Genomic DNA, 14,218 nt, shown 5'->3' on the forward strand with positions numbered 1-14,218 from the left:
GATCTTGCGCGCCGTTGTTTCCACGACTCCATCCTGTTGCCCGGGCGCCCGCAGCCTGGGCGATCGCTTGTGGCCGCGCCTGAAGGTTTCCCATTCACCCCGTTGTGGAGCTTCTTCATGAAGATCACTCCGATCCTCACGCAACTGCGCGATCACTGCCCCGGCCTGGCCAATCAGGTGGCCGTCGGCGTCGATCTCGCGCTGTTGCAAAGCAATACCGCGTTGCCCACCCCCAGTGCCCATGTGACGCCGATCGCCGATCTGGCCAGCCCGAGCACCGGGCAGAACGTTACCCGCCAGGCCATCCGCGACCGCTTGGTGATCACCCTGGTGCTGGACGCCAGCGACGGCCGGCAGGCCCTGGAGCAACTCGAAAGCCTGCGTGCCGAGTTGTGGCGGGCGCTGGTGGGGTTCAAGCCGGGCGCGGACTACAACCCGATCGAATACGACGGGGGCGAGCTGGTTTCGCTCAGCGCCACGCGGTTGTTCTATCAGCTGCGCTTTTTCGCCGAGTTCCAGCTGGGACGCAACCTGGCCAGCCAGCCGGCGGAAACCTGGCGCGAGCGTGAACTGGACGGCCTGCCGTCCTTTACCGGGGTCACGGTACGGGTCGATGCCATCGATCCGGCGGACCCCAACCTGCAACACCCGGGGCCCGACGGGCGCCTGGAACTGACTTTCTCTGGAGACGTAACGCAATGAGCAAACGCATCACTGTGCTGCCGGCCGCGGGCCGCGCCGTGCCGGACCCCGAAGCCGGCGACCTGCTGCCGCTGGAAGGCCGTGAAGTCGACGACAACGCCTGGTGGCGCCGGCGTCTGGCCGATGGCGATATCACCCTCAAGGCCGCGAAGGCGGCCAAACCACAAGGAGCCAAATAATGGCGATCGGATTCAGCAATATTCCGGCGGACATTCGTGTGCCGCTGTTCTACGCCGAGATGGACAATTCGGCGGCCAATAGCGCTTCTTCGGCCATGCGCCGACTGATCGTGGCCCAGGTCAACGACAATGTCGCGCCGGCCGAAACCGGCAAGCTGGTGCTGGTGTCCAGCGTCGCGCTGGCCAAGAGCATCGGCGGTCAGGGCTCGATGCTCGCCTCCATGTACGAGACTTGGCGCAAGACCGACCCGATTGGTGAAATCTGGTGCCTGCCGCTGCACAACGTCGAAGGCAGCGTGGCCAAGGCCGAGCTGAAGTTCACCGGCACCGCCAGCGCCAGCGGCGTGCTCAACCTGTATGTCGGTGGTGTGCGGGTTCAGGCCGCCATCGTCAATGCCGCCACCGCGGCTCAGGCCGCCAGCGCGCTGGCGCTGAAAATCAATGCCGCCGCCGACCTGCCAGTGAGCGCCGAGGCGGTCGAAGGCACCCTGACCCTGACCGCCAAATGGACCGGCGACAGTGCTAACGACATCAGCCTGCAGCTCAACCGCCTGGGCAAGAGCAATGGCGAAGAAACCCCGGCCGGCTTGAGCGTGACGGTCGGCAAAATGGCCGGCGGCGCCGGCGTGCCGGATCAGGTTGCCGCACTGGCGGCCCTGGGCGATGAACCTTTCGAGTTCATCTGCATGCCGTGGACCGACACCGCGACCCTCAACGCCTGGCAAGCCGTCATGGATGACAGCACCGGTCGCTGGTCCTGGGCCAAGCAACTGTTCGGTCACGTCTACAGCGCCAAGCGCGGCACCGTCGGCACCCTGGTAGCGGCAGGGCAAGCACGCAACGACCAGCACATCACCATCCAGGCCCTGGAACCGGGCGTACCGCAGCCGTTCTGGGTGCAGGCCGCGGCACTGGCCGCGCGCACCTCGGTGTTCATCTCCGCCGACGCCAGCCGTCCGACCCAGAGCGGCAGCCTGCCGGGTGTCGATCCGGCGCCGGCCAGCGAGCGTTTCACCCTGACCGAGCGTCAATCGCTGCTCAGCTACGGCATCGCCACCGCCTACTACGAAGGCGGTTACGTGCGCATCCAGCGTTCGATCACCACCTACCAGAAGAACGCCTACGGCCAGGCCGACAACTCCTACCTGGACAGCGAAACCATGCACCAGTCGGCCTTTATCGTGCGCCGCCTGCAAAGCGTGATCACCAGCAAGTACGGGCGCCACAAACTGGCCGCCGACGGTACCCGCTTCGGTGCCGGCCAGCCGATCGTGACCCCGAGCACCATCCGCGGCGAGCTGATCGCCCAGTACGCCAAGCTCGAACTGGAAGGCCACGTGGAGAACGCCGAGCTGTTCGCCGAGCACCTGATCGTCGAGCGCGACAGCCAGGACCCGAGCCGGGTCAACGTGCTGTTCCCGCCGGACTACATCAACGGCCTGCGAGTGTTCGCGCTGCTCAACCAATTCCGTCTGCAGTACGACGCGGCGGCCTAAGCCGAGCCTCTTTCACTGCGCTTTTCCAGCCCGCCTGGTGCGGGCTCATTTTTTGGGAGAAACACCATGGGTCAACTGATTGCGGGCACCTGCTACGTCAAAGTGGACGGCGCTCAACTGACCATCAACGGCGGCTGCGAAGCGCCGCTGATGTCCGTGAAACGGGAAACCATCGTGCCGGGCTTCTACAAGGAAACCGACATTGCCCCGTCCTTCAAGGTCACGGCGCTGCACACCCCGGACTTCCCGCTCAAGCAGCTGGTGGCCGGTTCCGACATGACCGTCACCTGCGAGTTCAGCAACGGCAAGGTCTACGTCCTGGCCGGCGCCTACCTGGTGGAAGAGCCGGTTTCCAAGGGTGACGACGCGAGCATCGAACTGAAGTTCGAAGGCATCAAGGGGACCTGGCAATGAGCGATAGCGTAAAGCTGCGTGTGGCCATCGAAGCCCACGGCGAGCCGCTGACCGAACTGACCCTGCGCCGCCCGACGGTGCAGGAAGTGCGGGCGATCAAGGCGCTGCCGTACAAGATCGACAAGAGCGAAGAAGTCAGCCTCGACATGGACGTCGCGGCCAAGTACATCGCGGTCTGTGCCGGCATTCCTCCGTCCTCGGTCAACCAGCTCGACCTGGCTGACCTCAACGCCCTGAGCTGGGCGGTCGCGAGTTTTTTCATGAGTGCGGCATCGGAGCCATCAGCGACCTGATCGCGGTTGCCTATGACCTGGCCTGGTTCTGGAAGGTTGACCCCGAACAGATGATGGCCAGGCCACTGGATGTGCTCCGGGAGTCCCTGGAGCACGCGCAACGGATCAATGCGATGCAGCAGGTGCAGTGATGGCGAACATCAATCAAAGCTTGAATCAGACGAGCATCAAACAGCGCCTGAGCGTGACCAACGTGCAGACCACGGTGAACATGCTGGTGGTCATGCAAGGCATGCAGAAACTGGACGCCGAGCTGGGCGAGGTGCGTTCGAAAGTCAGCCGCTTCAAGAAAAGCATCGAAGACAGCGGCCTGGGCGGGCTGGATTTTTCCGGCCTGATCAAGGGCGGTGGCCTGGCCGCGCCTTTCGTGGCGGGGGTCAACTCCGCCATCGAATTCGAGAACCAGGCGGCGCGGGCCAAGCTGGTGGCGCAGGGCATCGAACCGCCCAAGGATGTGCTGGGCGAGACGGGCACTAACCTGAAGGCGTTCAGCGACAGCGTCGACGACATCTCGCAAAAGTTCGGCAGCGCGCTGCTGCCGGCGGTCAACTCGGTAGTGACCGCCGTGCAACCGCTGCTGGGCTTTGTGGCCAAGGTCATTGAAAGCAACCCGCAGTTGGTCCAGGGCCTCGCCGCCGGCGCCTTGGCCTTCACCGCGATCCGCGGCGCCATGACCCTGGCCTCGTCCGCCGTGACCCTGTTCAGCAGCGGCCTGCTGGCCTCGCCCATCGGCCTGATCGCCCTGGGGATCGCGGTGGCGGCGGGCCTGATCGTGGCCAACTGGGAACCGCTGTCGGCGTTTTTTGTCACCCTCTGGGCGAGCATCAAGGACGCCGCCACGCAGTTGATGGCGGGGTTGAAGACGGTCTTCGGCTGGACCCCGCTGGGGATGGTGATCGCCAATTGGGGATCGATCACCGGCTTTTTTGCCGGCCTCTGGGAACAGCTCAAGACGATGGCCGCGTCCGTGGTCGATTTCTTCAAGCAGGTGTTTTCCTGGACGCCGCTGGGGCTGGTGATTGAAAACTGGACGCCCCTGAGCGGCCTGTTTTCCGCGTTGTGGGCGTTGCTCAAGGCGTTGTCCGTTCCGGCGATGGACTTCCTCAAAGGCCTGTTCGCCTGGACGCCGCTGGGGATGGTGATCAACAACTGGGGAGCGATCAGCGGTTTCTTCGCCTCGCTCTGGGCCGGCCTGCAAGGTCCGGCGCAGCGGGTCAAGGCCTTCTTCATCGGGCTGTTCGACAGCTCGCCACTGGGGCTGGTGATCAACAACTGGGGCGCCATCAGCGCTTACTTCGCTTCGCTCTGGGCCGGCCTGCAAGGTCCGGCGCAACAGGTGAAGGACTTCTTCGTCACGTTGTTCGATACCTCGCCACTGGGGATGGTGATCAATAACTGGGGCACGATCGGCACCTACTTCGACGCCATCTGGGCGACTCTGAAAAGCGCGGCGCAGGTCATCAAGGACTTTTTTGTCAGCCTGTTCGAGTGGTCGCCCGTGGGGCAGATCATTGCCAACTGGCAGCCCATCAGCGATGTGTTCGCGGCCCTCTGGGAGGTGTTGAAAGCCCTGGCGGCGCCGGCCATCGAATTCATGCGTGGCCTGTTCGAGTGGTCGCCCCTGGGGCAGATCATCAAGAACTGGGAGCCGATCACCGAATGGTTCAGTGGCCTGTGGCAACGGCTGCAGGCGGTGATCGCACCGATCAGGGAACTGTTCGACGGTGGTTTCGCCGGTTTCGTCGCCCGCGTCACCGGCAAGGTGGAAAACCTGACCGAGGCGCAGCGGCAAACCAATGCCGAAGGCAAAGGCGCGCTGGCGCCGGCGTTCTTCGGTGGCGGCCAGCCGGCGCCGGGTTCTTCGGCGCTTTCCGCCGGCCTGCCGCAAAGCTCCACCTCGCTGTTGCAGCAGAGCGCGGCCAACAACCGCACGCAATTGCAGGGCGGGCTGACGGTGAGCTTCGAAAACGCCCCGGCGGGCCTGCGTACCAGCGCGCCGCAAATCAACCAACCCGGCGTGGCGCTGTCGTCGCGTGTCGGCTACCGCTCACTTTCGCTAGGAGGTTCCAATGAGCTGGCGTGATCGTTTGTTGCCGGCGTCGTTTCGTGGCGTCGGGTTCTGGGTCGACCAGGCGAAAACCCCGGTCGGCCACAAGGGCCAATTGCACGAGTACCCGCAGCGTGACCTGCCGTTCTACGAGAGCCTGGGGCGGCAGGCGCGGACCCACGACCTGACGGCGTTCATCGTCGGCGCCGATTGCCTGGAGCAGCGCGACAAGCTGCTCCAGGCGCTGGAGCAGGGCAGCGGTGAGCTGGTGCACCCGTGGCTGGGGCGCCTGCAGGTCAAGGTCGGCGAATGCGAGATGACCCAGAGCCGCCAGGACGGCGGCCTGGTGACCTTCACCCTGAAGTTCTACCCCGACCAGCCGTTGCAGTTCCCCAGCGCCACGGTCAACACCCGCCAGCTGTTGCTGGTATCGGCCGACAGCCTTATCGGCTCGGCGGTGCGCCGCTTCGAGGAGGCCATGACCCTGGTCAAGGCCGCGCGCATCGGCATCGCCGACCTGCGCAACAGCCTCAAGGAGGTCTACCAGACCATCGAGCAGGAGCTCAAGCCGCTGATCGACACCTACCGCGATCTCAACCTGCTGGTGCGGGCGATCAAGGACCTGCCCAAGGAAGTGAGCGCTGAGTTCAAGGGCTTGCTGGGGGACATCAAGGACCTCAAGGACTATGCGCGCAACGGTTACCGCGGCGTGCTGGCCAACGTCTCGCAGCAGGTCGAGGCGGTGAAGAAGATCGACACGCCGAAACTCACCACCGGCAAGGACACCACCGCCGCGGCGCAAGCCATGGCCGACCTGGTGCAGGACGCCGTGCTGGTGCGGATCGCCCAGGCGGTGGCCTCGCTGCCGGTGGCGACCCCGGCGGTCAAGCTGAGCGGCACGCCGCCTTTGGCCAAGCAGGCGATCCAGCCGGTGACCCGCGCGGAAGTGCCGGTGGCCGATGAGGTGCTGGCGCTGCGCAACGCGATCAACGAGGCGATCTGGCAGGCCGCGGAAAAAGCCGACGCCCTGCATTACGAGGTGCTCAACGGCCTGCGCCAGCTGGTCTACGGCCACCTCACCGCGGTGGCTTCGTCCGGCGTGCGGCTGGTGGTCAAGAACCCGATGCAGAGCCTGCCGACGGTGGTGCTTGCCTATCGGCTGTTTGGCGATGCCACCCGGGCGGCCGAAGTGCAGCAGCGCAACGGCGTGGCCCATCCCGGCTTCCTGCCGCCGACCAACGTCAAAGTGGCGGGGGAGTGAGCCATGGGCAACTTCGATAACCGGGTGCTGTTGACGGTGGACGGCCAGGATTACGGCGGCTGGAAAAGCGTCGAAATCAGCGCCGACCTGGAGCGGCAGTTTCGCACCTTCAAGCTCGACGTGACCTGGCAATGGCCGGGCCAGACCCTGGACCAGCGCATCCGTCCCGGCGCCAAGTGCCAGGTGCGCATCGGCGCCGACCTGTTGCTCAGCGGCCATGTGTTCAAGGCGCCGATCAGCTATGACGGTCGGCAGATCGGCTTGAGCATCGAGGGCAGTTCCCTGACCCAGGACCTGGTGGATTGCGCGGCGATCAACCAGCCCGGCCAATGGCGCGAGCAGAGCCTGCTGAAAATCGTCCAGGCCCTGGCCGCGTCCTACGGCGTCGGGGTGGTCAGCGAGATCGCGGAAACCACGCGGTTGAGCAGCCACAGCATCGTGCCCGGGGAAACCGTGTTCCAGTCCATCGACCGCCTGCTGACCTTGTTCCGGGTGTTCTCCACCGACGACGCCGAAGGCCGGGTGCTGTTGGCCCGGCCAGGCAGCGGCGGGCGTGCGGTGGATGTGCTGGAGTTGGGCAAGAACATCCTCTCGGCCAGCGCGCCGATGGACTTCAGCCAGGTGTTTTCCGAGTACCGGGTGATCGGCCAGCACAAGGGCAACGACCAGAAAAGCGGCGCCGCGGTCAGCGAAGTGTCGGGCGTGGCCAGCGACGGCACGGCCAAGCGCAAGCGGGTCACGGTGATCAACGAACCAGCCCAGCTGACCCAGGAGCTGGCCCAGCAACGGGCCGACTGGGAAAGCGCCATTCGCACCGGCAAGGCCCTGACCAGCACCTACAAGGTGCAGGGCTGGCGCCAGAGCAACGGCGAGCTGTGGCGCCACAACACCCTGGTGCGGGTGATCGACCCGGTGCTGGGTTTCGACCAGGACCTGCTGATTTCCAAGGTCACCTACTCGCTCTCCGAGCAGGGCTCGATCACCACCCTGCAGGTGGCGCCGCCCCATACCTTCGACGCCAGTCCGGTGCCACCGAAAGCCTAAAACCCCCCGGTAATGTAGGAGCGAGCTTGCTCGCGATGGGGGGCGACACGGTGTGCCTGTAAGGCCGCTATCGCGAGCAAGCTCGCTCCTGCACAAGGGGCAAGGAAAAAACCATGAGCCTACTGACACGCCTGTTGGCGCGCGGCACTGTCGTGCTCGCCAACTCGGCCAACAAACTGCAATCGCTGCAAATGCGCCTGACCGCCGGCGAAGTGAACGACGACATGGAGCACTTCGAACCCTACGGCTTCACCAGCAACCCGCTGGCCGGCGCCGAAGGCATCGCCACCTTTCTCGGCGGCGATCGCTCCCATGCCATCGTGCTGGTGGTCGCCGACCGCCGTTTTCGCCTCAAGGCCCTGGCCCCCGGCGAAGTGGCGATCTACACCGACGAAGGCGACAAGATTCATTTCAAGCGTGGGCGGATCATCGACATCGAGACCGCCACCCTCAATATCCGCGCCAGCAGCGCGGTGCATATCGACACCCCGACCCTGACCCAGACCGGCAAGATCGTCTCCCAGGGCGACCAGGTCGCTGGCGGCATCAGCCAGATCAAGCACGTGCATGGCGGCGTGCAGTCGGGTAGCGGGCAGACCGGCGCGCCGGCGGGAGGCCAATGATGTTTATCAGCCAAGACCTGCACCGCGCACTGACCCGTTCCGTGCTGATCAGCCTGTTCACCTGGCGTCGCGCGGCGGACGACGACCCGCTGGACGACGAGGAGCGCTTCGGCTGGTGGGGCGACAGCTTTCCCACCGTGGCCGACGACCGCATCGGCTCGCGGCTGTGGCTGCTGCGGCGGGTCAAGCTGACCCGCCAGACCCAGCTCGACGCCGAGTTCTATGCCCGCGAAGCCCTGCAATGGCTGATCGACGATGGCCATTGCAGCGCGGTCGAGATCATCAGCGAACGTCTCGACGACCAGCGCCTGAACCTGCGCACGACGCTGGTCCTGGCCAACGGTGAACGCCTGGACATCAACCCCGATAACAGTTGGCAGGTGACCTATGCCCTTTGATACCCCTTCGCTGCCGGTGCTGATCAAGCGCACCCAAAGCGACCTGGCCAGCGATGCGCTGCGCCAGTCCGATGCGCAAGTGCTGGCCCGCGCCCTCGGTGGCGCCGCCTATGGCCTCTACGGCTACCTGGACTGGATCGCCGATCAGATCCTGCCGGACAAGGCCGACGAGTCAACCCTGGAACGCATCGCCGCGCTGCGTTTGAACCAGCCGCGCAAGGCCGCCCAGGCGGCCAGCGGTTCGGTGAGCTTCACGGCGGCGGCAGGCGCGGTGCTGGACGTCGATACCCTGCTGCAGGCCAGTGACGGCCGCACCTACAAAGTCACCGCCGCCCGCACCACCAGCGCCGGCAGCAACAGCACCACCGTCCAGGCCCTCGACGCCGGCACCCTGGGTAATGCCGAGGCCGGCCTGAACCTGATCCCGGTGCAACCGATCCAGGGCATCGGCAATACCTTCACCGTGCTCGCCCCCGGCCTGAGCGGCGGCGTCGCCGCGGAAAGCCTGGAATCGCTGCGTGCCCGGGTGATCCGCTCCTACCGCATCATCCCCCACGGCGGCTCGGCCCAGGACTATGAGACCTGGGCGCTGGAGTGCCCGGGGATTACCCGGGCGTGGTGTCGTGGCAGCTACCTGGGGCCGGGCACCGTGGGGCTGTTCGTGATGCGCGACGACGATGCGCAACCGATCCCGAACGCCGAGCAACTGGCGGAGGTAAAGACCTACATCGAACCCTTGCGTCCGGTGACGGCCGAGTTGCATGTGCTGGCGCCGCAGCAGTCGCCCGTGACCTACAGCCTGCGGTTGTCGCCGGACACCAGCGCGGTGCGCGCGGCGGTCGAGGCCCAGTTGCGCGATCTGCACAACCGCGAGGCCGGCCTGGGCGACACCTTGCTGATTAGCCATATCCGCGAGGCCATCAGCAGTGCCGCCGGCGAGAACGATCATCGGCTCAGCGCGCCGGCCGCGGATGTTCCCGCCGCCAGTAACCAGTTGCTGACGTTCGGAGGTTGCGTATGGCTGGAGTAAGAACCGCCGCGCAATACCAGAGCCAGCTGCGCAGCCTGCTGCCCAGCGGCCCGGCCTGGGACCCGGAGCGGGTGCCGGAGCTCGAGGAGGTGCTCGAAGGCGTGTCCCAGGAACTCGCCCGTCTCGATGCCCGCGCTGCCGACCTGCTCAATGAAATGGACCCGGCGGGCGCCAGCGAGCTGGTACCGGATTGGGAGCGGGTGATGAACCTGCCCGACCCCTGCCTGGGTGCGACCCCACTGTTCGACGACCGCCGCCTGGCCGTGCGCCGGCGGCTGCTGGCTGTCGGCAGCCAGGCGCTCGCCTACTACGTCGAGATCGCCCGCAGCCAGGGCTATCCGAACGCCACCATCACTGAGCACGAAGCCCCGCGCATGGGCCGCGCACGGTTTGGTGAAGCGCATTTCGGCACCTGGCAGGCGCAATTCATGTGGACGCTCAACACCGGTGGACGACTGCTCCTGGGCCGCCGTTTCAACGCCAGCTACTGGGGCGAACGTTTCGGCATGAACCCGGGCTCGGCCCTGGAATGCCAGATCCACCGCAGCGCACCGGCCCATACGCGGGTGCATATCAATTATGACTAGGGGATAGACCGATGGATTATCCGAAGAGTGTGCCCAGTGCCGGGTTGGTCAACGGCAGGTTCGTCGATGAGAACCCGCTGACCGGCACCCCGGGTTCGCTGATTCCGGCGGACTGGGGCAATGGGGTGACCCAGGAACTGCTGGCCGTGATCACGGCGGCCGACCTGACGCCCAGCGAGGCGAACCTGACACAACTGCTGAGCGCGATCCGCAGCATCAGCCGCAAGAGCGCAGGGCTCGGCATTCAGCGCTTCACCGCCAATGGCAGCTTCACCGTGCCGGAGGGCGTGACGAAGATCTGGCTGAGTGGGTGTGCGGGTGGGGGTGGGGGAGGTTCATGTCCAGCTGGAACCACCGGATCCGCATCCGGTGGCAGCGGCGGCGGTGCAGGCCAGCCGGCCATCAAGGTACCCGTCACCGTCACTCCTGGCCAAGTGATCCCCATCACGATTGGAGCGGCGGGTGTGGGTGGCGTCAGCGGAGTCAGCAACCCGACAAGCGGAGGAAACACGCTTGTGGGGGTGGGAGGCGCTTTGCTGGTGCTGAGTGGCGGAGGCGCTGGTAACTCGGGGGCAAATCTTCCTGTAGACCGTGTGGCCGGTCCAAGAGGGGGAGAGGGATTTCCCGCCGGTGGCGATGCTACCGATTCTCAGGCCCAGGTGACGGCGGGATTGTCGGGGGCTGGCGCAAGCGGGCCATTCGGTGGCGGTGGCAGCGCCTGTCGATATGGAACATCGGGAGGGTACGCGGCACGGGATGCCTACGGCTTCGGCGCTGGCGGCAGCGGCGCGGGAGGCTGGTATGTGTCTGGTGCCTTGGCCGTCTCGGGGGGGCGCGGTGCTCCTGGTCTGATGATCATTGAGTGGTGAGCATATGAGTAAGCAAGTTCTTTACTGCCTTGCGTCCGGGGTGGTCATCGAGTGGCAGGACACTGAAGTACTGGCCTACGCGGCGACAGACGAGGGCAACAGCGTCCTGCCGGTGACGGCCGAGCAATGGAAGCAGAGGGAGGCATTGCACTACGTCTTCGATGGCGAACTGACCAAGGTCGGACAGCCACCGCCTTCGTACGCCCACAGATGGGACGGTGCTCAATGGACGCTCGATGCCGAGCAGGCAAAACAGCTGGAGCAGGAGGAAGGCGCGCGGCTTTGTGCGCTGGTCGACTCTGCCGCCGACAAGGTTCGTCTCGTGATCGTTGGCGATCCGCTACGTACCTTGGAGTACGAAAAGGCTGCCATGCAGGCGCAGTCCTTCAAGGACGCCGGTTATCCACCCAAAGCTGTCCCGCTGTCCGTGAGTGCCTGGGCCGTCAAGGGGCGAACGGTTCAAGAGGCTGCCGAGGATATTCTGCGTAAATCAGCCGAATTAAATGACCGTTTGTTGGCCCTGCGCACTCTGCGCTTGAAGGCCAAGGAAAAGATCAGGGCACATGTTGCCAAGGGCAAGATGGAGCAGGCCAGGGCCGTAGCTGACGGTGCAACCCAGGCGATTCACAACTGCGTACAGTCTTGACCGTTAAACCTCTTCTAAGGGCTGTCCCTTTCTGAGCTGGATCGGGTAGTCCTTCCTGACGCCCATGATCCAGTGGGCGTTTTCATTTTCATTCAAGGATCCCGGTCTGACAGAGCGGGAGGGCAACGGTATGGATTATCCAAAAAGTATCCCCAGCGTCGGGCTGGTCAATGGCTGGTTTGTCGATGAGAACCCCCTTCTCGGAACGCCGGGTTCCTTGATTCCCGCTGCCTGGGGCAACGGGGTGACGCAAGAAATCCTCAATGTCATCAAGGCTGCCGGCCTGGCGCCGGACGAAGCGAAAAACGACCAGTTGACGCTGGCGATTGCCGCACTGGTCGACTTCACCAAACTGAAGAACACCCCAACCACCTTGAGTGGATATGGCATCACTGATGCCGGTGGGCGTCTGTTGGCGGTGAAGCAGTTCGACACCGTTGGCGTCACGGTCTATCGCCCCAACCCCAAGGCCAGGCGGATTCGGGTCCGTCTGGTCGGTGCGGGAGGCTCAGGTGCCGGTTGTCCGCCGGTAGCGGCCACTTATCAAAGCCTGGGCGGTGGCGGAGGGGCTGGTGCCTATGCGGAAAGCTTCTACGACGTGACTCCGGAAATGTTGGCGGGTGTACCCGTCACATTGGGGGCCGGTGGGGCCGCTCGAACCAGTGCGGGGGCCGCGGGAGGCGCAGCGTCGTTTGGCAGCCTCATGAGCGCCGCAGGGGGAGGAGGGGGGCAGATTCTGACCTTCGTGTCGAACACCCCTGGATTTGTCCAGGGCGGCATGGGTGGCCAAGTCGTAACGGGTGGCAACCTTGCCAATGCGCGTGGTGCAACGGGTGGTTATGCGATGAGTAATCCCAATTGGGGCCTGCTTTCCGGATGGGGGGCTGCCAGTCCATTCGATGGCGGCGGCCCCTTCAACGGGGTGAATGGCAATGGCAATGCGGGACAACGAGGTTCCGGCGGCAGCGGCAGCTGCTCGAGCAATCCATCTGCTTCGTATGTGAGCGGCTCCGGCGGCAATGCCTTTTGTGAAATCTGGGAGTACGAATAATGGCCCTCTATGCACGAGTCGAAGACGACGTAGTCGTCGAGCTGATCGAGACCGGTGGCTTCATGATTTCCCAGCTGTTTGCCGCGGATTTTCTCAGTTCGATGGTCGCTGTCCCTGAGGGTGTCGAGGTTGAGCTGGGGAAGCCGATCCACCTTCCCGAACAGGTTGCGCCGCTTTCCCCCATGGTGGACGTGGCGGCAGCAGTGGCGCTTGCTTCCGAAGTACGGGGCAAGGCGACTGAGGAGGATGCTCCGGACCAGGCGCGCAAATGGCGCCAGTCCGTGTTGACGGACAGCCAATGGCTGGTAACCCGCCATCGTGATGAACAGGAGCTGGGACGGGGCACGACGCTGACGGCGAAACAGTATCTGGAGTTGCTCGAGTATCGCCAGGCACTGCGCGATTGGCCCGCCTCCGATAGCTTTCCCGAAATGACCGCCCGTCCGCCGATTCCAGAGTGGTCAGTGAGTTTTTTTCAGATAGCTGATTGATCGAGTGCTGCGTTTATTTCAAATAGATCAGCAGCGTATTTATCTGCGTCGCGCTCATCAATAAAAACGCCCGCTTCAAGCGGGCGTTTTTTTTGCGCGCAGTTGGCCGCTGTATGGCCCTGGTCCGCAGGTGGGGCAACAGAATTTATTATCAGGAGTAAGACATTGGATTATCCAAAGAGTGTGCCCAGTGTAGGGCTGGTGAATGGAAGGTTTGTTGATGAAGACCCGCTGGCCGGCACGCCTGGTTCGCTTATTCCGGCAAGTTGGGGGAATAGCGTTACCCAGGAAATTCTCGGCGTAGTTCAGGCGGCGGGCATGACGCCGGACGAAGGGGCGAATGATCAACTGCTGGGTGCATTACGCAGTTCAACGCTCTTTTCTACGCCTCCTCGTTTTGACGTGAGTCGCTCGGTCGCTACTCCAGAGTTTGTACAGCGCGCGCTGGGTAATTACTCCAGCGCTCGAGGAATATCGGAAAGCACGCAACTGACCATTGCCGATGTCGGTTGTTCGATCGGCCTGGGTGGGACCACCGGTTATACCGTCACACTGCCGGATGTTTCGACTGTTCCAAGTGGTGCGACAATCAGCTTGCATTGCCGTAGTAGTGCAGTGGTTACCATTGCCAGCAAGAGTGGGGCGCAAATCAGTCCACAAGGGAATTTTCTGAACTCCATTGTGATGAGTAGTGGTGAAAGCGCGAATCTGGTTCGGGAATCAGGTGTTTGGACCCTTTATGGTACGGCCAGTCTTAAATACTCAGCACTGTATGGGGCTCAGCTTTCGACAGCGGGTTATCAAAAATATCCGAGCGGTTTGATTGAACAGTGGGTGTTAGGTGGGTCTGACGCCAATGGCGTTATGTCCCTGTCATTACCCATAAAGTTTCCCAATGCAATATTGGGAGGTATTGCTGACGAAGGCTATCCCGCAGGTTGGGGCGGTGCGAACGTTACGGTCTGGTCGTTTGATTTGAGTGCATCAAATACTTCAACCGCTGTTGCCCGTGTCAGATCGGTCGAAGTTGGGACCATTAGAGTGGCCGCGGGTATAACCGGGCGCATAGTTGTGTGGGGGCGATAAC

At 63.9% G+C, this 14,218-nt stretch carries 17 protein-coding genes; all 17 read left to right on the plus strand.

Translation table 11 applies throughout. From position 1 onward, the window contains the following. The first annotated feature begins 117 nt into the window (after window positions 1-117). A complete protein-coding gene (locus AC3RCP_RS07255; protein WP_062823513.1) occupies window positions 118-702 on the plus strand; it encodes a phage tail terminator protein in 585 nt (194 codons plus the stop codon). Beyond that, a complete protein-coding gene (locus AC3RCP_RS07260) occupies window positions 699-881 on the plus strand; it encodes a DUF2635 domain-containing protein (RefSeq protein ID WP_007923975.1) in 183 nt (60 codons plus the stop codon). Before AC3RCP_RS07255 ends, AC3RCP_RS07260 begins: the two co-directional genes overlap by 4 nt. Next, window positions 881-2,377, plus strand: a complete 1,497-nt coding sequence (locus AC3RCP_RS07265; RefSeq protein ID WP_009042423.1) for a phage tail sheath subtilisin-like domain-containing protein — start codon at window positions 881-883, stop codon at window positions 2,375-2,377. The genes AC3RCP_RS07260 and AC3RCP_RS07265 overlap by 1 nt, the downstream gene beginning before the upstream one ends. A gap of 66 nt (window positions 2,378-2,443) precedes the next feature. Then, entirely contained in the window at window positions 2,444-2,791 is a 348-nt protein-coding gene (locus AC3RCP_RS07270; protein WP_007923973.1) for a phage tail tube protein, read from the plus strand. Then, window positions 2,788-3,084, plus strand: coding sequence for a phage tail assembly protein (locus tag AC3RCP_RS07275; RefSeq protein WP_007923972.1), 297 nt, complete (start codon window positions 2,788-2,790; stop codon window positions 3,082-3,084). The genes AC3RCP_RS07270 and AC3RCP_RS07275 overlap by 4 nt, the downstream gene beginning before the upstream one ends. Window positions 3,085-3,214: 130 nt before the next feature. Then, entirely contained in the window at window positions 3,215-5,167 is a 1,953-nt protein-coding gene (locus tag AC3RCP_RS07280) for a phage tail tape measure protein (protein ID WP_101336987.1), read from the plus strand. Further along, complete coding sequence (locus AC3RCP_RS07285; protein ID WP_053259824.1) at window positions 5,154-6,392, plus strand: DNA circularization protein; 1,239 nt, start codon at window positions 5,154-5,156, stop codon at window positions 6,390-6,392. The genes AC3RCP_RS07280 and AC3RCP_RS07285 overlap by 14 nt, the downstream gene beginning before the upstream one ends. Before the next feature lie 3 nt (window positions 6,393-6,395). Next, window positions 6,396-7,436, plus strand: a complete 1,041-nt coding sequence (locus tag AC3RCP_RS07290; protein WP_087091406.1) for a phage baseplate assembly protein — start codon at window positions 6,396-6,398, stop codon at window positions 7,434-7,436. Window positions 7,437-7,549: 113 nt separating this feature from the next. Further along, the gene (locus tag AC3RCP_RS07295; RefSeq protein WP_007923965.1) at window positions 7,550-8,059 is read left to right on the plus strand and encodes a phage baseplate assembly protein V; all 510 of its coding nucleotides are present in this window, start codon (window positions 7,550-7,552) and stop codon (window positions 8,057-8,059) included. Beyond that, window positions 8,059-8,457, plus strand: a complete 399-nt coding sequence (locus AC3RCP_RS07300; RefSeq protein WP_007923962.1) for a phage GP46 family protein — start codon at window positions 8,059-8,061, stop codon at window positions 8,455-8,457. Before AC3RCP_RS07295 ends, AC3RCP_RS07300 begins: the two co-directional genes overlap by 1 nt. Then, window positions 8,447-9,487 (plus strand): baseplate J/gp47 family protein, encoded by a 1,041-nt coding sequence (locus AC3RCP_RS07305; protein ID WP_492569418.1) that lies wholly within the window; start codon window positions 8,447-8,449, stop codon window positions 9,485-9,487. The genes AC3RCP_RS07300 and AC3RCP_RS07305 overlap by 11 nt, the downstream gene beginning before the upstream one ends. Continuing rightward, window positions 9,475-10,074: a YmfQ family protein gene (locus AC3RCP_RS07310; protein ID WP_101336990.1), complete on the plus strand. Its 600-nt coding sequence runs from the start codon at window positions 9,475-9,477 to the stop codon at window positions 10,072-10,074. Before AC3RCP_RS07305 ends, AC3RCP_RS07310 begins: the two co-directional genes overlap by 13 nt. A gap of 11 nt (window positions 10,075-10,085) precedes the next feature. After that, window positions 10,086-10,943, plus strand: a complete 858-nt coding sequence (locus tag AC3RCP_RS07315) for a glycine-rich domain-containing protein (protein ID WP_101336991.1) — start codon at window positions 10,086-10,088, stop codon at window positions 10,941-10,943. A gap of 4 nt (window positions 10,944-10,947) precedes the next feature. Next, the gene (locus AC3RCP_RS07320; protein ID WP_492569420.1) at window positions 10,948-11,589 is read left to right on the plus strand and encodes a hypothetical protein; all 642 of its coding nucleotides are present in this window, start codon (window positions 10,948-10,950) and stop codon (window positions 11,587-11,589) included. 130 nt (window positions 11,590-11,719) lie between these two features. Then, window positions 11,720-12,640 (plus strand): glycine-rich domain-containing protein, encoded by a 921-nt coding sequence (locus tag AC3RCP_RS07325; RefSeq protein WP_492569762.1) that lies wholly within the window; start codon window positions 11,720-11,722, stop codon window positions 12,638-12,640. Beyond that, window positions 12,640-13,131, plus strand: a complete 492-nt coding sequence (locus AC3RCP_RS07330; protein ID WP_492569422.1) for a tail fiber assembly protein — start codon at window positions 12,640-12,642, stop codon at window positions 13,129-13,131. Before AC3RCP_RS07325 ends, AC3RCP_RS07330 begins: the two co-directional genes overlap by 1 nt. A 165-nt stretch (window positions 13,132-13,296) precedes the next feature. Beyond that, window positions 13,297-14,217: a gp53-like domain-containing protein gene (locus tag AC3RCP_RS07335; RefSeq protein ID WP_492569423.1), complete on the plus strand. Its 921-nt coding sequence runs from the start codon at window positions 13,297-13,299 to the stop codon at window positions 14,215-14,217. Window position 14,218: the final 1 nt, after the last annotated feature.

It is taken from the genome of Pseudomonas sp. GW822-FHT05A08 (genome assembly GCF_058800485.1).